15 protein-coding genes are annotated in these 21,367 nt (G+C 59.9%); 6 read left to right on the plus strand and 9 right to left on the minus strand.

Features of this window, described 5'->3' with window-relative positions:
• The first annotated feature begins 436 nt into the window (after positions 1–436).
• Positions 437–1,804, plus strand: coding sequence for a DNA repair protein RadA (radA, locus tag F8N96_RS06955; RefSeq protein ID WP_150764930.1), 1,368 nt, complete (start codon positions 437–439; stop codon positions 1,802–1,804).
• Positions 1,805–1,845: 41 nt separating this feature from the next.
• On the opposite strand, the gene F8N96_RS06960 is transcribed toward radA, so the two are convergent.
• Complete coding sequence (locus F8N96_RS06960; RefSeq protein ID WP_150797188.1) at positions 1,846–2,214, minus strand: PilZ domain-containing protein; 369 nt, start codon at positions 2,212–2,214, stop codon at positions 1,846–1,848.
• 158 nt (positions 2,215–2,372) lie between these two features.
• Here F8N96_RS06960 and F8N96_RS06965 point away from each other — a divergent pair, with 158 nt between their 5' ends.
• The 3 genes from F8N96_RS06965 (at position 2,373) to yjiA (ending at position 5,742) form a co-directional block, all read left to right on the plus strand.
• On the plus strand, positions 2,373–4,439 hold the full coding sequence (locus F8N96_RS06965; RefSeq protein ID WP_150797189.1) for a carbon starvation CstA family protein: 2,067 nt from the start codon (positions 2,373–2,375) through the stop codon (positions 4,437–4,439).
• Positions 4,440–4,454: 15 nt separating this feature from the next.
• Positions 4,455–4,652 (plus strand): YbdD/YjiX family protein, encoded by a 198-nt coding sequence (locus tag F8N96_RS06970; protein ID WP_054616680.1) that lies wholly within the window; start codon positions 4,455–4,457, stop codon positions 4,650–4,652.
• A gap of 118 nt (positions 4,653–4,770) precedes the next feature.
• Entirely contained in the window at positions 4,771–5,742 is a 972-nt protein-coding gene (gene yjiA, locus F8N96_RS06975; RefSeq protein ID WP_150797190.1) for a GTPase, read from the plus strand.
• 135 nt (positions 5,743–5,877) lie between these two features.
• On the opposite strand, the gene F8N96_RS06980 is transcribed toward yjiA, so the two are convergent.
• The 5 genes from F8N96_RS06980 to F8N96_RS07010 all read right to left on the minus strand — a co-directional run bounded on the left by F8N96_RS06980 (position 5,878) and on the right by F8N96_RS07010 (position 14,434).
• Complete coding sequence (locus F8N96_RS06980; RefSeq protein WP_150797191.1) at positions 5,878–6,594, minus strand: GntR family transcriptional regulator; 717 nt, start codon at positions 6,592–6,594, stop codon at positions 5,878–5,880.
• A gap of 25 nt (positions 6,595–6,619) precedes the next feature.
• The gene (locus F8N96_RS06985; protein ID WP_064675797.1) at positions 6,620–7,324 is read right to left on the minus strand and encodes a FadR/GntR family transcriptional regulator; all 705 of its coding nucleotides are present in this window, start codon (positions 7,322–7,324) and stop codon (positions 6,620–6,622) included.
• Between the two features lie 67 nt (positions 7,325–7,391).
• Positions 7,392–8,705, minus strand: a complete 1,314-nt coding sequence (locus F8N96_RS06990; RefSeq protein ID WP_150797192.1) for a C4-dicarboxylate transporter DctA — start codon at positions 8,703–8,705, stop codon at positions 7,392–7,394.
• Positions 8,706–9,111: 406 nt separating this feature from the next.
• The gene (gene glyA, locus F8N96_RS07005; RefSeq protein ID WP_109634995.1) at positions 9,112–10,365 is read right to left on the minus strand and encodes a serine hydroxymethyltransferase; all 1,254 of its coding nucleotides are present in this window, start codon (positions 10,363–10,365) and stop codon (positions 9,112–9,114) included.
• Positions 10,366–10,576: 211 nt separating this feature from the next.
• A complete protein-coding gene (locus F8N96_RS07010; protein ID WP_150797193.1) occupies positions 10,577–14,434 on the minus strand; it encodes a bifunctional diguanylate cyclase/phosphodiesterase in 3,858 nt (1,285 codons plus the stop codon).
• 285 nt (positions 14,435–14,719) lie between these two features.
• Between F8N96_RS07010 and ettA the strand changes: the two genes are divergently transcribed.
• Positions 14,720–16,384, plus strand: coding sequence for an energy-dependent translational throttle protein EttA (gene ettA, locus F8N96_RS07015; RefSeq protein ID WP_150797194.1), 1,665 nt, complete (start codon positions 14,720–14,722; stop codon positions 16,382–16,384).
• Positions 16,385–16,669: 285 nt separating this feature from the next.
• Entirely contained in the window at positions 16,670–18,007 is a 1,338-nt protein-coding gene (gdhA, locus tag F8N96_RS07020; RefSeq protein WP_150797195.1) for an NADP-specific glutamate dehydrogenase, read from the plus strand.
• On the opposite strand, the gene F8N96_RS07025 is transcribed toward gdhA, so the two are convergent.
• The 3 genes from F8N96_RS07025 to F8N96_RS07035 all read right to left on the minus strand — a co-directional run bounded on the left by F8N96_RS07025 (position 18,004) and on the right by F8N96_RS07035 (position 21,316).
• Positions 18,004–18,498, minus strand: coding sequence for a GreA/GreB family elongation factor (locus F8N96_RS07025; protein ID WP_150797196.1), 495 nt, complete (start codon positions 18,496–18,498; stop codon positions 18,004–18,006). The genes gdhA and F8N96_RS07025 overlap by 4 nt on opposite strands.
• Positions 18,499–18,745: 247 nt before the next feature.
• On the minus strand, positions 18,746–20,599 hold the full coding sequence (locus tag F8N96_RS07030) for a DUF4105 domain-containing protein (RefSeq protein WP_150797197.1): 1,854 nt from the start codon (positions 20,597–20,599) through the stop codon (positions 18,746–18,748).
• A 228-nt stretch (positions 20,600–20,827) separates the two neighbouring features.
• Positions 20,828–21,316, minus strand: a complete 489-nt coding sequence (locus F8N96_RS07035; protein WP_064675806.1) for a DUF3015 domain-containing protein — start codon at positions 21,314–21,316, stop codon at positions 20,828–20,830.
• Positions 21,317–21,367: the final 51 nt, after the last annotated feature.

The raw sequence follows: 21,367 nt of genomic DNA on the forward strand, positions 1-21,367 counted from the left end.
CGGATTATCCCGGGGTGGTTTTCGCTACCCCATTCGGTCATTTTTTCCGTCGTTCAATGGCTTCTACGGAGCGCAGTGGAGTGCTAGATAAATCCAGACAAACAGACCGCACCTGATTGTGTGAGGGTAAATGCAAGTTAAGTTTTTCCGATCGGTTTGCAAGGTTTGGATAAAGGTTTTATTGATTCGACTTGTTGTGGCGAAATTGTACGTTCAGAAGTCAATCCGAAAGGATTGGTATAAGTTAGATGGGTGTTTTATGGGTAATATCTGCTGTTTGTATGAGTGTAGGTGCAAGTTGTATAGCTTTTGCCGAGTTGCAACAAGGTGCCTGTATCCTAATATCTGCAACTTGGTGTAGCAGACCCGCTGGGCAACTGCATCGCGCTGATCCAGTCCAGCTGAGCTATCATCGCGGTTTTTGCCGGGAGTTCAAATGGCCAAGGCCAAGCGCATGTACGGCTGCACCGAGTGCGGCTCAACCTTTCCCAAGTGGGCCGGCCAGTGCGCAGAGTGCGGGGCCTGGAACACCCTGACGGAAACCATGGTCGAGAGCGGCGGCGCCGCAGCTCCCAGCGGTCGCACCGGCTGGACGGGTCAGCAGGCGCAGATCAGGACCCTGGCCGAAGTCAGTGTCGAGGAAATCCCACGTTTCTCCACCGCGTCCGGCGAACTTGATCGCGTCCTGGGCGGGGGCCTGGTGGACGGTTCGGTGGTATTGATCGGCGGCGACCCCGGTATCGGCAAATCGACCATTCTGTTGCAGACCTTGTGCAATCTCGCCAAGAGCATGCCCGCCCTGTACGTCACGGGCGAAGAATCCCAGCAACAAGTGGCCATGCGTGCCCGACGTCTGGGCTTGCCTCAGGATCAATTGCGGGTCATGACCGAAACCTGCATCGAAACCATCATCGCCACGGCCCGGCAGGAAAAGCCCAAGGTCATGGTGATCGATTCGATCCAGACGATTTTCACTGAACAACTGCAATCGGCACCGGGTGGTGTCTCCCAGGTTCGCGAAAGCGCAGCGTTGCTTGTGCGCTATGCCAAGCAGAGCGGTACGGCGATTTTCCTGGTCGGCCACGTGACCAAGGAAGGCGCATTGGCCGGGCCGCGGGTGCTGGAGCACATGGTCGACACGGTGTTGTATTTCGAAGGCGAGTCCGATGGGCGCTTGCGTCTGTTGCGGGCAGTGAAGAACCGGTTCGGCGCGGTCAACGAGCTGGGGGTGTTCGGCATGACCGACAAGGGTTTGAAGGAAGTCTCCAACCCGTCGGCGATTTTCCTGACCCGTGCCCAGGAAGAAGTGCCTGGCAGTGTGGTCATGGCGACTTGGGAAGGGACCCGGCCGATGCTGGTTGAAGTCCAGGCCCTGGTGGATGACAGCCACCTGGCCAACCCGCGTCGGGTCACGCTGGGACTGGATCAGAACCGCCTGGCGATGTTGCTCGCGGTGCTGCACCGTCACGGCGGCATTCCAACCCACGATCAGGACGTATTCCTCAATGTGGTCGGTGGGGTGAAGGTGCTGGAAACGGCCTCCGACCTGGCGCTGATGGCAGCGGTCATGTCCAGTTTGCGCAATCGGCCACTGCCGCATGATTTGCTGGTATTCGGAGAGGTGGGTCTGTCGGGCGAAGTGCGTCCGGTGCCGAGCGGCCAGGAGCGCTTGAAAGAAGCCGCCAAGCACGGCTTTAAACGTGCCATCGTGCCCAAGGGCAATGCGCCGAAGGAGGCACCGCCCGGGTTGCAGATTATTGCCGTGACACGTCTGGAACAAGCCCTCGACGCGTTGTTCGAATAAATATTCTGGCAAGACACGGTCATGTGGGAGGGGCAGGGCCGTCAGATTTCGATCAGCGCGCCCAATTCCCGCTCCAGCTCCTGCGGGTCCCCCAGATTGAACTCGATCAACCGCCGCAGACGCTCAATGGATTCCAGGCTGATGTGCCGGCAGACGAAGCCGAGCTGGCCGTGATCGTCGTGGGTCAGGCGCACGTCCATGGTGATGTCGATTTCATCGGTCAGGTGAATGTCGACGAAAAAATCCTGTTGCCGATTGCCCAGCCACGGTTCGGGCTTTTCGATCAACAGCCCCTTGAGTGACAAGTCGATCAGCTTCACCGGCCAGATGAATGCCCCCTGGCCCAATTCGGTTCGGGCATCGAACGCAATACGTTTGAAGCGGCGGTGATCGGCTGGGTGCTCGCTCATGACGCAATCCTCGAAATATTCGCTGACTATAGACCCGTAACGGCAACGCCTGCGAGCCAGGCAGGCGTCCAGGCCACTATCGGAGTATGGCCTTTGTTGTCAGGCGAGCTAAACTCGGGATGGCTGTCTTTCTTGTCCACCCTGGCTGGAATCATAAAATGAAAAATAATAATGGCCTGCTACGCCACATACCCTGGCTGTTGCTGGCAATCGTGGGGGCGTGCGCGCTTGGCGTCGTGGCATTGCGCCGAGGGGAGGCGATCAACGCCTTGTGGATCGTGGTCGCCGCCGTGGCCATCTACCTCGTTGCGTACCGTTACTACAGTCTGTTCATCGCTAACAATGTGATGCAACTCGACCCGCGACGGGCCACCCCCGCCGTGATCAACAATGACGGTCTGGATTATGTGCCGACCAACAAACACATCCTTTTCGGTCACCACTTCGCCGCCATCGCCGGTGCAGGACCGCTGGTGGGGCCGGTCCTGGCGGCACAGATGGGCTACCTGCCCGGTACGCTGTGGCTGATTGCCGGGGTGGTGCTGGCTGGCGCGGTGCAGGACTTCATGGTCCTGTTCCTGTCCACCCGCCGCAACGGCCGTTCCCTGGGCGACATGGTCCGTGAAGAAATGGGCCGCATTCCCGGTACCATCGCGCTGTTCGGCTGCTTCCTGATCATGATCATCATCCTCGCGGTGCTGGCGCTGATCGTGGTCAAGGCCCTGGCCGAAAGCCCGTGGGGCATGTTCACGGTGATGGCGACCATCCCGATCGCGATGTTCATGGGCATCTACATGCGCTACATCCGCCCGGGCCGCATCGGGGAAATCTCGGTGATCGGCGTGGCGCTGCTGCTCGGTTCGATCTGGCTCGGTGGGCAGATTGCCGCCGACCCGGTGTGGGCCAAGGCGTTCAGCTTCACCGGCGTGCAGATCACCTGGATGCTGATCGGCTACGGTTTCGTCGCGGCGGTGTTGCCGGTGTGGCTGATCCTGGCGCCGCGTGACTACCTGTCGACCTTCTTGAAAATCGGCACTATCGTCGCCCTGGCGATCGGCATCCTGGTCACCATGCCCGAGCTGAAAATGCCGGCATTGACCCAGTTCATCGACGGCACCGGGCCGGTGTGGAAGGGCGGTCTGTTCCCGTTCCTGTTCATCACCATCGCCTGCGGCGCGGTCTCGGGTTTCCACGCGCTGATCGCTTCGGGCACAACGCCGAAACTGTTGGCCAATGAAAGTCATGCCCGTTACATCGGGTACGGCGGCATGTTGATGGAGTCCTTCGTGGCGATCATGGCAATGGTGGCCGCTTCGGTGATTGAACCGGGTGTGTACTTCGCCATGAACAGCCCGGCGGCGATCGTCGGTAGTGACGTGGTGTCTGTGGCACAGACCGTCAGCAGCTGGGGTTTTGCGATTACCCCGGAAGCCCTGCAAGCGGTGGCCAAGGACATTGGCGAGACCACCGTCCTGGCCCGTGCCGGCGGTGCGCCGACCCTGGCGGTCGGTATCGCGCAGATCCTGCACAGTGTCCTGCCGGGTGAAAACACCATGGCGTTCTGGTACCACTTTGCGATCCTGTTCGAGGCGCTGTTCATCCTCACCGCGGTAGACGCCGGTACCCGTGCCGGACGCTTCATGCTCCAGGATTTGCTCGGCTCCTTCGTGCCGGCGCTGAAACGCACCGAGTCCTGGACCGCCAACCTGATCGCCACTGGCGGTTGCGTGGCCATGTGGGGCTGGTTGCTGTATCAGGGCGTGATCGATCCGCTGGGCGGCATCAACACCTTGTGGCCGCTGTTCGGTATCTCCAACCAGATGCTGGCGGGAATCGCACTGATGCTGGCGACGGTGGTGCTGATCAAGATGAAGCGCCAGCGCTACGTCTGGGTCACCATGGTGCCCGCGGTCTGGCTGCTGATTTGCACCACCACTGCCGGCTTCATCAAGCTGTTCGACGCCAACCCGGCGATCGGCTTCCTGTCGCTGGCGAAGAAATACAGCGATGCCCTGGCCAACGGCCAGATCCTCGCCCCGGCCAAGGACATCACCCAAATGCAGCACGTGATCTTCAATGCCTACACCAACGCCACGCTGACGGCGCTGTTCCTGTTCGTGGTGTTCAGCATCCTGTTCTATGCGCTCAAGGTCGGCATCGCCGCCTGGGGCACCAAGGAACGTACGGATAAAGAAGCTCCGTTCCAGGCCCAGCCCGATGCTTGATCGAGGATTGCAAACATGTTCAATGACCTGAGTCGCCTCGGTAAATACCTCGGTCAGGCCGCGCGCCTGATGGTCGGCATGCCCGACTACGACAACTACGTCGAGCATATGCAAAACAAACACCCGGACAAACCGGTGATGAGCTACGAAATGTTCTTCCGCGAACGTCAGGAAGCGCGTTACGGTGGCAAGGGTGGGCCCAAGTGCTGCTAATGCAGCACTAGGCAACACAAACCTGTAGGAGCCGGCTTGCTGGCGATAGCGATCTCAAGGACGCCATCGCCGGCAAGCCGGCTCCTACAGTTTTTTTAGCGCATGGGAGATTTTTGTTTTGCTCACACCTATCCCGGTCACGATCCTCAGCGGCTTCCTCGGTGCCGGCAAAACCACGCTGCTGCGCCACCTGCTGAAAACCGAACACGGCCTGAAAATCGCCGTGATCGAAAATGAATTCAGCGACGCCGGCATCGACACCCAACTATTGGGCGATGAACCGGTGCAAGTCATGACGCTGTCCAACGGCTGCGTCTGCTGCACCATCCACACCGACCTGACCAAAGCGCTGTACCTGCTGCTGGAACGCCTGGACAACGGTGAAATCGCCTTCGACCGCCTGGTGATCGAATGCACTGGCCTGGCCGATCCGGCACCGGTGGCGCAAACCTTTTTCATCGACGAAGAACTTCGTGAGCGTTACATACTCGATGGCATTATCACCCTGGTGGACGCGGCGCACGCCGACACACACCTGGCCCAGACCATCGCCCAGGCCCAGATCGGTTTCGCCGACCGCCTGCTGGTGAGCAAGCGCGATCTGGTGGACGAAGCGACCTTCACCGCATTGAGTGAGCGCCTGACCCGGATCAACCGTCGCGCGCCGATCCACGTGGTCGACCACGGCAAGATCGACCTGGCGCAATTGCTCGATGTGCGCGGTTTCAATCTCAATGCCGACCTCGGAGGCGGCGTGAGTTTGCGGCCCGTCAGCAAGGCGCCTTCCATCGACCGCATTTCCAGTCTGGTGCTGCGTACTGACAAGCCGCTGGATATCGACAGGCTCAGCGAGTTCATGAACGAACTGCTGGAAGAGCATGGCAAGCAGTTGCTGCGCTACAAAGGCGTGTTGAATATCCTTGGTGAGCCGCGGCGTATGGTGTTTCAGGGGGTCTTGAAGTTGTACGGCTTCGATTGGGACACGGAGTGGGCTGACGATGAGGCGCGTGAAAGCGTGATCGTGTTTATTGCCGATGATTTGCCGGAAGAGAAGATTCGTGAAGGGTTTGCGCGGGTTGCAGCCGATTAAGGGATCGGAACGCCCTTGTAGGAGCGAGCTCGCTCGCGATGGACGTCAACGATTACGCGTTTCTTCTGAGTGAACGCGTTATTCTTACGTCCATCGCGAGCGAGCTCCTACAGTGGGCGTTCTGACTATGGCGATCTATCCGGCAGCACGGGTTCGAATGGTCGACGAACCAGCGTTCAGCAATCTTTCTTCAAGATGATCCAGACGCCGGCTCATCAACATTTCGGCCATTACTGCATCCTCACGCTCCACTGCATCGACAATCTCGGCGTGCTCCTGCCACACGCAATCACCGCCTGCCTGCGCATCAAACTGCGCAATCGCCAGCGAAGTCAGCGGCACCAGACTGCCAAGAAAATGCGCCAACGGTGCATTCCCCGCCATATCGGCCAACGCCAGGTGAAATTCCCCCGCCAACCGAATCGCCGGGCCACGCTGGTCGCGCTCCAGGCACTGGCGTTGGCGCTTGACCAGTTCACGCAGGCGTTGCACATCCCTCGCTTGAGGCTGCTGGCAGGCTAGCTGTACCAAGGTGATTTCTGTCAGCCGTCGGGCATGCAGCGTCTGCCGAGTCTGCTCGGCATCGGGCGCGGCGACTCGGGGACGATGATTGGTCCGAAGGATAATGATCTGCTGATGGGACAGCTGCGTCAGCGCGCTACGAATCTCACTGCGTCGAGCGCTGAACATCTGCGCCAGGCTGTCTTCAGTAAAGCGACTGGCTGCATGGATGCGCTGTTCGAGAATGGCATCGAATATCTGTGAATAGAGATCATCCGGTGACGGTTTCCCGGTGTCCGCTCGCGGGAAGGGCAGGGCAGTGAGGATTTGCGGTGAGGCGAAGCTGTTCATGGCTTGTCTCCAGTTCGAAGCGGACTCAAGTGACGAGGTTGTCGTCCGGAATATTCAATTCGATGCCCATCCGCTGGCCTTCCCGAAGGATGTGCCGACGCATCTCGGCGCTGGCCTGGGCGCTGTTTTTGCTGCGAATGGCCCGCACCACGGCTTCGTTTTCTTCGAGCCGTTCCGCCAGATGCTCCGGAGAATTGCGCAGCACCTCGGCGCTTTGCTTGAGGGCGTTACTGGTCTGCTGCACCACACTCTGGAAAATCGGGTTCGAGGTCAGGGTGAACAGTTCTTCGTGGAACGCGATGTAGGCGTTCACTCCGGCTTCGCTGTCGTTGGCCTCCAGGGCTTCGCGCATATCCATGAGGGTCAGGCGCAGTTGCCCGATTTCCTTGCTGCTGATGGACTGTGCCACCAGGCCGACAATGAATGGCTCGAGGGTATAACGCAGTTGCAGCACGTCTTCCAGGCTCGCCCCGGCCACCGCGCTGTCGTGAGTCTGGCTGTCACTCAGATTGGCTTCCAGCACAACCACGCCTTTGCCAGGCATGGAGCGCACCAGTCCGAGGGTCTCCAGCACGGTCACTGCTTCACGCAGGCTCGGGCGGCTGATGCCCAGTTGTTCGGCCAGTTCCCGTTGCCCCGGCAGCATTTCACCGGAGCGCCACTGACCACGGGCCAGAGCGGCCCGAAGTTTTTCTACGACTGAATTCACGACGGTCGACGAGGTGATCACTGTTGGTTCCATGAGCATCCATAACGATTGAGGGCCGTGCCTGCCCGTGGGCAGGCACGGCGATTGTTCAGAATTCCTGCTGATGCGCCGGGCCTACTGGCTTCCTGGGCTGGAAGGTATAACCCAGCTGCCCGGAAAGTACTTTGTTCGCCCGTTCGATATCGATGTCTTTTTCCCAGCGCGCGATGGCCACTGTGGCGACGCAGTTGCCGATCAGGTTGGTCAGCGCCCGGCCGATGCCCATGAACCAGTCCACCGCCAGCACCAGCACCAGGCCCACCACCGGGATCGCCGGGATTGCCGTCAGGGTCGCCGCGAGAATCACCAGCGCCGAGCCGGGAATGCCATGGGCGCCCTTGGAGGTGATCAGCGACACTAGCAGAATCGTCAGCAGGTCGGTCATGGCCAGCGGCGTGCCGGTGGCATTGGCGATGAACACGATGGCCAGGGTGAGGTAGATCGAGAAGCCGTCGAGATTGAACGAGTAGCCGGTAGGAATCACCAGTCCGACGGTCGAACTGCCAATGCCCAGATGCTCAAGCTTGCGCATGATTTGTGGCAGCACGGCATCGGAAGACGCGGTGCCCATGACGATCAGCAATTCTTCGCGCAGGTACTTGAGCAGCGGCCACATCCGCAGGCCGGACAGGCGCATCACCAGGCCGAGAATCAAGGCCACGAACGCCACGCACGTCAGGTAAAACAGGCCGACCAGGCTGCCCAGATGCTGCAGCGAATCCAGGCCATATTTGCTGGTGGTGAAAGCGATGGCGCCGAACACACCGATCGGCGCCAGACGCACGATCATGCCCATGATGCGGAAGATCACGTGGCTCAGTTCATTGATCAGCCGGGAAATACCCGACGCTGCTTCGCCGACCAGGTTCAGCGCACTGCCGAACAGCACTGAAAACAGCAGGACTTGCAGAATGTTGTTCTCCGCGAAGGCACCGATTACCGAGGTCGGGATCAGGTTCATCAGGAACTGGGAGGTGGTTTGCATGTGCTGACCGCGCTGGGCGATGTCGCCCATGTCGGCAGCGGAAAGCTGATCCAGATGAATGTTCGCGCCGCTGCCGATGCCGGTGGTGAAAGCGAACACCAGACCAATCACCAAGGCGATGGTGGTCAGGATTTCGAAGTAGATGACTGATTTGAGGCCGATGCGTCCGACCTTTTTCAGGTCGCCGGCACCGCTGATGCCGCTGACCACTACGCAGAACACGATCAGACCGATGAGCATCTTGATCAGTTTGATGAAGCCATCGCCTAGAGGTTTGAGCTGGGCCGAGTATTCAGGAAGGGTCAGTCCGCAGACGATGCCGAGCACCAGTCCGAGAACCACTTGGAGGAAGATTGAACGCGAGCACCATCTGAGCATGGGAGGAATCCTGGTCGGTGTCCTGGCTGCCGACGCTTGAGCGCATCAGATTCAGGACTTAATTATTGTGGTCTTACCGGTATGTCCAGTGCAGGGCCAGTTTACGCTGGGTTTTTTCAGGATGACAAGTGAAATAACTAAAATTGGCATGACCGGTCTTACCAGTTGCCTCGATCCCTGTAGGAGCTGGCTTGCCAGCGAAGGCGGCCGAGAGATCAGCACAAGGCTCAAAGACGCCTTCGCCAGCAAGCCGGCTCCTACAGGGAAGGCGTCCGAAAGATCAACACAAGGCTCAAGGACGCCTTCGCCAGCAAGCCGGCTCCTACAGGGGAACGCGATAAATCGCGGACAAAAAAAACCGGCCATCTCTGGCCGGTTTTTTCATTGCTGCGGTTCAGCGGGCTGATTAAGCGCCGTACACCGGCAGCTTCTTGCAGATGGCCTTGACCTTCTCACGAACGGCGTCGATCACCGCTTCGTTGTTCAGGTCAGCCAGGATGTCGCAGATCCAGCCGGCCAGTTCCTTGCACTCTGCTTCCTTGAAGCCACGAGTGGTCACAGCCGGAGTACCGAAGCGCAGGCCGGAGGTGACGAACGGGGAGCGTGGATCGTTCGGCACGGAGTTCTTGTTCACGGTGATGAACGCTTTGCCCAGAGCGGCGTCTGCGTCTTTACCGGAGATTTCCTGCTTGATCAGCGACAGCAGGAACAGGTGGTTTTCAGTACCGCCGGAGACCACGTCGAACCCGCGCTCGATGAACACGCTGGCCATGGCCTGGGCGTTTTTCACCACTTGTTGCTGGTAGGTCTTGAACTCAGGTTGCAGCGCTTCCTTGAAGCAGATCGCTTTAGCGGCGATCACGTGCTCCAGCGGGCCACCTTGGGCGCCCGGGAATACTGCGGAGTTCAGCTTCTTCTCGATGTCGGCGTTGGCGCGAGCCAGGATCAGGCCGCCACGTGGACCGCGCAGGGTCTTGTGGGTGGTGGTGGTCACCACGTCAGCGAAAGGAACCGGGTTCGGGTAGACGCCAGCGGCGACCAGACCGGCCACGTGGGCCATGTCGACGAACAGGTAGGCACCGACTTTGTCAGCGATTTCGCGGAAGCGCGGGAAGTCCAGGATCTGCGAGTAGGCAGAGAAACCGGCCACGATCATTTTCGGCTTGTGCTCGACCGCCAGGCGCTCGACTTCGTCGTAGTCGATCAGGCCATTGGCGTCGATGCCGTACTGAACGGCGTTGTACAGCTTGCCGGAGGACGAAACGCTGGCGCCGTGGGTCAGGTGACCGCCGTGGGCCAGGCTCATGCCCAGGATGGTGTCGCCGGCTTGCAGCAGGGCCAGGTACACGGCGCTGTTGGCTTGGGAACCGGCGTGCGGCTGAACGTTGGCGTAATCGGCGCCGAACAGTTCTTTTGCACGGTCGATGGCAAGCTGCTCGACCACGTCGACGAACTCGCAACCACCGTAGTAGCGCTTGCCCGGGTAGCCTTCGGCGTACTTGTTGGTCAGTACCGAGCCTTGAGCTTCCATCACCGCAGGGCTGGTGTAGTTTTCCGAAGCGATCAGCTCAATATGCTCTTCCTGGCGCTGAGCTTCTTGCTCCATGGCGGCAAAGAGATCGGCGTCGTACTTGGCAATAGTCAAATCACGGCTGAACATGGCGGTCCTCAAGGATCGGGGGCAGAAAAGGGGGGCATTCTAACCTAATGGGTTTTAGATGGCATATGAAAGGACATCATGTCGCAGACAAGTGGTGTTCATGCGCAGGATTTGCGGTGTCTGGGTAGACGTCTTCGCGGGCAAGCCTCGCTCCTACAGATATCACCGGCTGTAGGAGCGAGGCTTGCCCGCGAAGGGGCCGCCAGCCTCACTACAAGGTCAGTTCGAACACGAAGAGCGCATCATCACTGAGCTGCGCTTCAAACTGGCTCGCCGGCATCGGCCGCCCGAACAGGTACCCCTGAACCTCATCGCACCCATGCTCGCGCAGGAACTCGAGCTGCTCATGGGTCTCCACTCCCTCGGCAATCACCGCCAGATTCAGGCTGTGGGCCATGGCGATGATCGCCCGGGCAATCTGCGCATCCTGCTCGCCCGACGGCAGGCCGTCGACGAAGGAACGGTCGATTTTCAGCACGTCGATCGGGAATTGCTTGAGGTAGTTGAGCGATGAGTAACCGGTGCCGAAGTCGTCGACCGCAATGCTCAGGCCGAGGTTTTTCAGCCCGGCAAGGATCTGCATCGCCTCGCTGACTTCGCGCATCAGGATGCTTTCAGTCAACTCCAGCTCCAGGCATGCCGGCGGCAGGCCGGTCTCCTTGAGGATGGTAGCGATCCGCGTGCCGAGCTGACCGTCGGAGAACTGCCGGGCGGAAATGTTCACCGAGACCTTCGGCACCCGCACCTTGGCCTGATGCCAGGTCTTGAGCTGGCGGCAGGCCTCGCCGATCACCCAGTCGCCGACATCCACCACCAGCCCCAGCTCTTCGAGCACTGGAATGAAATCCACCGGCGGCACCAGGCCGCGACGCGGGTGACGCCAGCGCAGCAGTGCTTCGGCGCCGGTCAGGCGTTTGCCGTCGCCGCTGAACTGCGGTTGGTAGTACAACATGAATTCGTTTTGCTCCAGGGCGTGGCGCAAGTCGCTTTCCAGTTCCAGGCGCTCCAGGGCGCTGGCATTCATGTCCGCCTGATAAAACTGGAAGTTGTTCTTGCCGCGTTCCTTGGCGTGGTACATCGCGGTGTCGGCGTTTTTCATCAGCTGACTGAGCTCGTTGCCATCCTGCGGGCTCAAGGCGATGCCGATACTGGCCGTGACGAAGAACTCGCGGCCTTCGAGGACGAAGGGTTTCACCAGGCTGGCGAGAATCTGTTCCGCCACGTGAATCGCCCGGTTCAGCGCGGTTTCGCGGTTGACGCGCGGCTGCAGCAGCAAGGTGAATTCGTCACCACCCATGCGCGCCACGGTGTCGTCATCGTCGACGCAACCGAGCAAACGCGTGGCCATTTCCTTGAGCATGCGATCGCCGGCCGCATGGCCCAGGGAGTCGTTGATCGGCTTGAAGCGGTCCAGGTCGAGGAACATCAGCACCACCCAGGACTTCTGTCGCTCGGCCGATTGCAGGGCCGTGTGCAGGCGATCCTGGAACAGTGTGCGGTTGGGGAGGTGGGTCAGGGCGTCGTAATAGGCTAGGCGGTGAATCCGCTGTTCACTGGCCTTGCGCTCGCTGATGTCGGTGAAGAAGCACACATAACTGGCCAGATCGCCTTCGTCGTCCAGCACCGCGGTAATCCCGACCCAGGCGGGGTAGTGCTCGCCATTGCGTCGTTTGAGCCAGACTTCACCTTCCCAGGTGCTGTGCTGGTGCAATTGCTTGAGTACATAGCGCAGATGGGCTTCCTGCTGCTCGTCGACGGTCAGCATGCTCGGCAGCTGATCGAGCACCTGCTCCACGGCATACCCGCTGACGCGACTGAACGCTTCATTGGCCTGGACGATATAACCCGCCGGGTCGGTGATCAGGATCGCCGAAGTCGAGTGCTCGAATACCGTCGCGGCCATGCGCAGGTCTTTCTCGGCCCGGCGTTGCTGGCTGATGTCGCGACCGACACCCAGCACGCCTTCGAACCCGCCGAGTTCATCCCAGACCAGCACCAGCCTCAGTTCGATCGGAATCTTGCGCCCGTCGGCCCGCAGGCAATCGAACAGGAACAATTGGGTCTGCACCTGGTTGCGCAATAAAGTCAGTTGCTCAGGTTTGTCCAGCGCCTTGCCGATCCGGTCCATCAGGCTGTAAATGCCGCTCAGCTGTTGCGGGTTGGCGATGGTCGATTGCCAGCCGTTGCGGAAAATCCACTCGACGTCGTAACCCAGCACGACCTGTACCGACGGGCTGACGTAATTGAGGGACATCTGGCTGTCGGTGGAAAAGATCACGTCGCTGATGCTTTCGGCCAGCATCCGGTAGCGCTGCTCGCTGTCGTGCAGGGATTCGCTGGCTTCGATCTGCTCGGTGATGTCCTTGGCGACGCCTATGATCCGGGTGACCTGACCCTGTGCATCCCGCGCCAGGACCTGCTCGCGAATCTCGAACCGTCGCCACTTGCCGTCCCGGTGGCGGAAGCGCAGTTGGCACTGCAGCAATTGTCGGTAACCGGCCTGTCGCTGGGTTTGACGCGAGCGGTGATAGAAGTCGGCATCTTCGGCGTGCAGCAGAATCTCCCAGAAGTATTCGCCCATCTGCTGCAGTTCGGTACGGTTGTAACCGAGTGTCTGCCCCAGGTGGTGGTTGCTGAAGATCATGCGCTGGCTGATCACGTCCTGGACGTACAGGTGGTCTGGCACGGTGCGCACCACCTCGGACCAGAAACCTTCGCGCTCCAGCAGCGACAGTTCAACGAGCTTGCGGCGGGTGATGTCGGTGATGCTCAGGATCACCGCGTTGCAGTCGTCCTGGTCTTCCGGCAGGCGTAACACCAGCCACAGGTGTTGGTCGCGACCATTGGTGTCCTGAAGCTTGATTTCCAGTTCCAGCTGCTTGTGCTGATTGAGCACCGCTTCGAGCACTTGATTGCCAACGGTATTACCGTCCTGCGGATGGCCGTCGATCAGCAGCTTCCAGGCATGTTCGGTGGAGTTTACGTCGAGCAGTTGCAGGGCGACCTGATTGACCTCGGTAATGCGCAATTCCCGCAACAGTTGCTGACGTTGCTCCGGGATCTCCAGCCAGGCCTGCAAGCGTTCGGTGCTGTGCAGCCGGGCTTTGTCGAAGAAGCGCTTGAGCCCGGACACATCCAGTACGCACAGGGCGACACCGGTGCCTTCGAAAATATCCTGATAGCGTCGGCGGCCTTCATGCAGCTGGCGCTGGCGCCGGCGCATGTTCAACAGCGCGATGAACGGCAGCAGAGAGAGGCCCAGGCCCAGCAGGCATTTGCCGATGAACGCCGGCAGCAGTTGCTCAATCACTCGTTGCCGGTCGAACAGCCCGCGCAGTTGCCAATCGCTGCCGCTCAGGGGCACCGTCAACACGCTGTTGGCCAGCTCGTCCTGGGTCAGCGCACCGGGCTTGGCCAGGGGCAGCGTCTGATCGCGGCTGATGATCTGGTGATTGACGCGGTTTTCCACCCGCCAGAGAGGGCGGATACCGGCTTCGTTCTGTTTGGTCAGTGCTGCGAAAAACGTCGGCGCCAGGCGCAAGGCCCAGTAGCCACGGGAGCTGCCGCTGGCTTGATGCAACAGCAGGTACACCACTGAGCCATCATTGGCATTGCTGAAGTAGTGTGCCTGGGCGCGGCTGCGCCGGACCAGCTTGGCCAGGTAGTCGGCGTCCTGACTGTCGGCGGCACTGTCGCTGAGGATTTTCCCGGAGGGGCTGAGCAGTGCCAGGCTACGCAGGTCGGGTAAGGACTGTTGCAGTTTGCGCAGCAGGACCTGCTGTTCGTCGGCGCTGTGCGGTTGTTCGACGATCGGTAGCAGGTTGAGGGCGATTCGGGCGTTCAGCGCCATGTTCAGGCTGACTTGCGAAGCCAGGTCAGCGGTGTAGTCGATGGTGTATTGACGCTGGGTTTTCTGAGCTTCGCGAAGCTGATCCAGCAACTGCCAGAACAGCAGTGCGAGCAGCAATAGAACCAGTGCCGCCAGTGCGCCTTTCAGGGTTCCGCGCAGGGGCGATCCGGTCGCAGGGTCGAGTGCGCTCACGGACGCTGGCGGGGTGGCGTTAGACAAATTGTAATCCTGCGGTTGGGCTGGACTGACGCGACGTGCACTATAAGCCGGACGCCCGAAGGGCGGCTAGCATGCCTTGAGCTGTGGCAAAGTGCCAGCCCTGCCCGGCTGGACTGCCCTTCGTCATTCAGGTAGCGTTGCCGGTTACGCGGGAGCGTTCCAGCTCCTAGAATCAGACTTTTTCAGCGCGCACCTGTTGGTCTCTATCAATCGGACAACGCGCACAGTCTGGCCGGGCATCGCCTGCGCTCCAATCATTCATCAGTCACTGACCCAAGGTTCTCCATGGCTCAATACGTCTTCACCATGCATCGGCTGGGTAAAGTTGTTCCGCCGAAGCGGGAAATCCTGAAAAACATTTCGCTGTCGTTCTTCCCGGGCGCCAAGATTGGCGTACTCGGCCTTAACGGCTCGGGTAAATCCACGCTGTTGAAAATCATGGCGGGCGTCGATACCGAGTTCGACGGTGAAGCCCGTCCGATGCCGGACCTGAACATCGGCTACCTGCCGCAGGAACCGATCCTGGACCCGACCAAGACCGTACGTGAAGTGGTCGAGGAGGCGGTCAGCGTGATCAAGAACGCCCAGGCGCGCCTGGACGAGGTCTACGCGGCTTATGCTGAGGAAGATGCCGACTTCGACAAGCTTGCGGCAGAGCAAGCCAAGCTCGAAGCCATCCTGCAGGCCAGCGACGGCCACAACCTGGATCGCCAACTGGAAGTCGCCGCCGATGCGCTGCGTCTGCCGGCCTGGGATGCCAAGGTTGAATTCCTGTCCGGTGGTGAGAAGCGTCGTGTGGCCCTGTGCCGCCTGCTGCTGTCTGCCCCCGACATGCTGTTGCTCGACGAACCGACCAACCACCTGGACGCCGATTCCGTCGCCTGGCTGGAGCACTTCCTGCACGATTTCCCAGGCACCGTGGTCGCGATCACGCACGACCGTTACTTCCTGGACAACGTTGCCGGCTGGATCCTCGAGCTCGACCGCGGCGCCGGTATCCCGTACGAGGGCAACTATTCGGGTTGGCTTGAAGCCAAGTCCGATCGTCTGGCTGCCGAATCCAAGCAGCAGTCGGCCCACGAAAAAGCCATGAAGGAAGAACTGGAGTGGGTGCGCAAAGGCGCCAAGGCCCGCCAGTCAAAATCCAAGGCTCGTCTGCAACGCTTCGAAGAAATGCAATCGCAGGAATTCCAGAAGCGCAGCGAAACCAACGAGATCTACATCCCGGCCGGTCCACGCCTGGGCGACAAGGTCATCGAGTTCAAGAACGTATCCAAGGGTTATGGCGATCGCGTGTTGATCGACAACCTGTCGTTCTCCATGCCTAAAGGCGCCATCGTTGGCGTGATCGGCGGTAACGGTGCCGGTAAATCGACCCTGTTCCGCATGCTGATGGGCAAGGAAACACCGGACTCGGGCACCATCGAAGTCGGCGAAACCGTGCAGCTTGCCTGTGTGGATCAGAGCCGCGAAGACCTGGACGGCAGCAAGACGGTGTTCCAGCAAGTCTCCGAGGGCTCCGACCAGATCCGCATCGGCAACTACGAGATTCCGTCGCGTACCTACGTCGGTCGCTTCAACTTCAAGGGCGGCGATCAGCAGAAGTTCGTCAAGGACCTGTCCGGTGGTGAGCGCGGTCGCTTGCACCTGGCCCTGACCCTGAAAGAGGGCGGCAACGTCCTGCTGCTCGACGAACCGTCCAACGACCTCGACGTTGAAACCCTGCGCTCCCTGGAAGAAGCCCTGCTGGACTTCCCGGGCGCCGCCATTGTGATCTCTCACGATCGGTGGTTCCTTGACCGCGTCGCGACTCACATCCTGGCGTACGAAGACGACTCGCAAGCCGTGTTCTTCGAAGGCAACTACACCGAGTACGAAGCCGATCGTCGCAAGCGCCTTGGCGAAGCGGCTACGCAGCCGCATCGTGTACGGCACAAGAAACTGGCCTGATTTTCAGGTTGCATGAAAAACGGAGCCTTCGGGCTCCGTTTTTTTTTTGGTTTCGGATAGAGCGCGGGTGCGGCCTTCGCCGGCAAGCCGGTATACCAGATGGTGCAAACTCAAAATTGCGAATCCCCTTTAAGGTGCAAAAACATCGGTAAAACGGATTAATTTATATCCTGTGCACCATTTAATTTCACATTCGCGACATTTGGCGCTGTCATGGTGCGCATTCAGTTTGTTAAAGTCCGGCCCAATCTCTTCCAACGACAACAAATTTGCCGAGACTTTTCCATGATCGAATCCGTCGAATCCTTCCTTGCCCGACTGAAAAAGCGCGACCCTGACCAACCTGAATTCCATCAGGCCGTGGAAGAAGTCCTGCGCAGTCTCTGGCCGTTTCTTGAAGCCAATCCGCACTATCTGACCTCCGGCATCCTGGAGCGCATGTGCGAACCGGAGCGGGCAATTGTTTTCCGGATTTCCTGGGTCGATGATCAAGGCAAGGTCCAGGTCAATCGCGGTTTCCGTATCCAGATGAACAGCGCCATCGGCCCTTACAAGGGCGGTTTGCGCTTCCATCCTTCGGTGAACCTCGGCGTATTGAAGTTCCTCGCATTCGAACAGACCTTCAAAAACTCGCTGACCTCGTTGCCCATGGGTGGCGGCAAGGGTGGTTCGGACTTCGACCCTAAAGGCAAAAGCGACGCTGAAGTCATGCGTTTCTGCCAGGCCTTCATGAGCGAGTTGTATCGTCACATCGGCGCGGACGTTGACGTTCCCGCCGGTGATATCGGCGTCGGTGCCCGGGAGATCGGTTTCCTGTTCGGCCAGTACAAGCGCCTGAGCAACCAGTTCACCAGCGTGCTGACCGGCAAGGGCCCGAGCTACGGTGGCAGCCTGATCCGTCCGGAAGCCACCGGTTTCGGCTGTGTGTACTTCGCTGAAGAAATGCTCAAGCGCCGCGGCGAAACCGTCGAAGGCAAGCGCGTCGCCATCTCGGGCTCCGGTAACGTTGCCCAATACGCGGCACGCAAGGTCATGGACCTGGGCGGCAAAGTGATCTCCCTGTCGGACTCCGAAGGCACCTTGTACTGCGAGGCGGGTTTGACCGAGGAACAATGGCTGGCGTTGTTGGAGTTGAAGAACGTCAAGCGTGGACGGATCAGCGAGCTGGCCAGCGGTTTTGGCCTGGAGTTCCGTGTCGGCCAGTGCCCGTGGGAGTTGCCCTGCGATATCGCGCTGCCGTGCGCCACCCAGAACGAGCTCGACCTCGAGGCTGCCCGCGCGCTGTTGCGCAACGGTTGTGGCTGTGTGGCGGAAGGCGCGAACATGCCGACCACCCTGGAAGCGGTGGACCTGTTCATCGAGGCGGGCATTCTGTTCGCGCCGGGCAAGGCTTCCAACGCCGGCGGTGTCGCGGTGAGCGGCCTGGAGATGTCGCAAAACGCCATGCGCCTGCTGTGGACCGGTGGTGAAGTGGACAGCAAGCTCCACGCCATCATGCAATCGATCCACCACGCTTGCGTGCATTACGGCGAGGAAAACGGCCGGATCAACTACGTCAAAGGTGCCAACATCGCCGGCTTCGTCAAAGTCGCCGACGCCATGCTCGCCCAAGGCGTGGTTTAAGCCGGTTCGATCCGGATGATCTCGATCAGCTGATCGCCGGCCGGGCGTTGCCACAGCACCTCGTCACCGAGTTGCGCCCCGAGCAGCGCCCGGCCCAGCGGCGAACCCCAGTTGATCAGGCCTGCCGCGGCGTCGGCCTGATCTTCACCGACCAGTTGTACCCTTTGCTCATTATCGTGTTCATCGGCGAAGGTCACCCGGCTGCCGATCTGCACTTTTTCTGTCGAGCTGGCGGCGGTCACCACCTGAGCGCTGTGCAGCCGCTGGTTGAAATACCTCAAATCCCGTTCAAGGTCGGCCAGGCGCTGTTTGTCTTCCTGTTCGCCTTTGGCCGATTGCTCACTGTGCAGCTGTTGCAGTTCAGCGACTTTCGCCTGCAACTGGGCCAGGCCCATGGGTGTGACGTAATTGGGCTGATCGCTGACCTGCCGTTCGACCGGCTGGTCGGCTTGCGCGGCGGCGTTATCTTCATTGACGAAGGCACGACTCATGGTTTTCTCCCGTTATAGGGGTTGGGCCATGGTTGCAGGCTTTTAGTTTCGATGGATGCCTGTGAGCGACTTATTGCTGACACCAGACCCGTTCCACGACTTGTAACGAATCCATCAAACTCCACAAAACCACTGTAGGAGCTGGCTTGCCAGCGAAAGCGGTGGATCAGTCAACATCATCGTTGAATGTGAAATCGCCTTCGCCGGCAAGCCAGCTCCTACAATTGGAATGGTGGTGTATGCCGGGTCAGTAGTGATACCACTTCAGCTCAAGCATCACTTCGTTCTCGGGTGAGGCCAGGTGGCTGAATTCGCGCTGTGCGCTCAGGCGAAGCCCCAGGTTGCGCGACAATTCCCACTGCTGATTCAGGCTGACGCTACGGCGCACTTCACCATTGGTGAAGAAATCGCCCTTGGCCTCCAGGCTGAAGTTGCCCAGCGGGTTTTTCCACAGCAGGCCGCTGTTGAAACCGGCCGCCGGGGCAATGAAACCAGCGAAGTCATTGTTGTGCTCCACGCGCACGGTGCCCAGGGCGAAACCGAGCAAGTCGTCGCCCAGTTGCCAGGTACCGCCGCCCCCGCCGTTGACGTGGCTGACCAGGGTTTCGTCGTCGTGCTTGCCCGGCACGCGTTCCAGGCCGCCGGTGACTTGCCACGAGAGCGGTTGCAACAGCTCGTTGCGCGGGGTCAGGGAGCGGATGGTCGCCAGGTCCAGTTGCTGCAACTGCCACTGATTGCCTTCGTACTGGCGCAGTTTCATCTGCAGGATTTCAATCTGCGCCCCCAGCGGGAAACTCTCAGCGTTGTCGTTGAGGTCGTGATAGGCCATGCGCAGACCATATTCGCCGAAAGCCTGGTCGCCCCGGGTGCCGATACCTGCCTGCCAGGTGCGGGATTCATGGCCGTCCTCGGGCAGGCCGGGTTGCGGGATGTCCAGCTCCGGTGCGGGATTGCGGTTGATCGCCCGCAGCAGTTCGAAACTGCGCTGTGCCCGTTGCGGGTCGCGTTCCTGGCCATTGGCGCGGTAGCGCTCCAGTCGGTACGCGGCATCGATGATCAGCGCCTGGCGGTCGCGGGCCTGAGCCTTGAACGCCGGGGCTTGCAATTGCTGCTGGTCGGCGCTGACCTTCAACACCCACTGCTGCTCTTCATCGGTCAAGGGTTCGGCGCGGCTGAGCAACTCACGCTCCCGGGACGGACGATACTCAATGGATTCAACCAGCCCGGCTTCTTTCACCGCCTTCACGGTGTCGGTGGGGATCGCGGTCAGCGGGAATTGTTCGGTCAGACGCAGGCTCGGGCGGGCCACCTGCAGCAGTTCCAGCAGGCGATAAGAGCAGTTTTCGTCGAAGAAAAAGTAGTCGAACTGGATCTGTTTCAATTCCCAGACATGCTCGACCATGCGCTCGGTTTCTTGTTGAGTCAGATTCAACCGGTATTCCCACAGGTCACGATTTTCCAGACTGCGGTACTCCGAGAGTTTTTCCTGGTAAGGCACCAGCGCAAACAGGCCCGGATAGCCGCCCATCAACCCCTTCCAGGCATACAGGATGCTGTTGTCCGAGCCTTCGATATAGGCACCGAAGTTGATCGCGTAACTGAGCAGGGCGGTTTGATCGCGCTGCACGTCCGCCTGGTCGATGCGCAGCAGGGTATGGCCGAACATCGATGAAGGGCTGTTCAGATAGGCCGCTGGGAAAATCATCACCGCGCTGTGGGGCGAGACATCCTTGAACCATTGCTTGAATTCGCTGCAGTCCCGCGCCGGCAGATCGTTCAGGTCGAGCTGTGCCTTCAGCCAGCGGGTGCGGGCGGGATAGACGCATTGGGCATGCTGTTCGCCGGCAGTTGCGGGGGCATACAGCGCCTGGACCGTCGCGGCCAGTTCACGGTCGGGGTGTTCGTTGCCGTCGGGCGCGAGAAAGAATTTGCTGTCACTGACATAGCTGCGCCAGCCGCCAAGCTTGGCAGTTTCGTAATGGCCCAGGGAGATCCAGAAAGGGTCGTTGGCCAGCTGCTGCAAACGTTGATTGTCGATGTGTGGCGCGGCGGACAGCGGGGCACAGACACAGAGCGCCAGCCAGGCAAGGCGTTTGAGCATAAATGGCAACTTAAGTCGAAAAAATACAAAGACCCGGCGCGGTAGACCGCTCCACTGTAGGAGCTGGCTTGCCAGCGATGGTCGTTAACGATAACGCGCACGATCTGGTTCAACGCGGCGCCCTTGAGACCATCGCTGGCAAGCCAGCTCCTACAGTTGATTGACATACCAAAGAGGGCAGGTTCAAAAAATAAAGCCCGCTCCCGAAAAGGTGCGGGCGGGTCGAGCTTAAGCTTGAGTGGCGTACTTGACCAGACGAGGATCGTTTTTCAGGACTGCCAGGGTGTTGGTATGCACGTCTTCAGCGGTTACGTCCGCCTTGCTGAAGATCTGCTGGAAGTGCTCGTGAGTCACGGCGGCGAAGTGCGCACGGTCTTCCGGCGCCACGCCCAGTACCACGGCATAGGTCGTCAGCGCTTCGCCCTGACCTTTAGCCATGTCTTCGGACAGCTCGTTCATCATGCCATTCATGGCCAACCAGGATTTGCCGCCATAAGTCAGCGACGCATTAGTCGAGCAACCGTTGGTACCGGAGGTCATACCGAAGGTCGCGTTGCCGGAAGTGCCGTTGGTGGTGGATGCCAGGAAGTGAGCCGGGGTGCCACGCTGACCTTCGAACAGCATGTTGCCCCAACCGCAATCCGGGCCGCCTGGCGCCTGAGCCATGGCGTTGATGGATACAGCGGTGAAGAGAGTACCAAGAAGAATCCGTTTCATAGCTATGTTCTCTTTGTGTGCATACCAATGGACAGGGTCTGGCCCGATATG

Origin of the sequence: Pseudomonas fluorescens, from assembly GCF_902497855.1 — a bacterium.
GTDB lineage: Bacteria > Pseudomonadota > Gammaproteobacteria > Pseudomonadales > Pseudomonadaceae > Aquipseudomonas > Aquipseudomonas fluorescens_BI.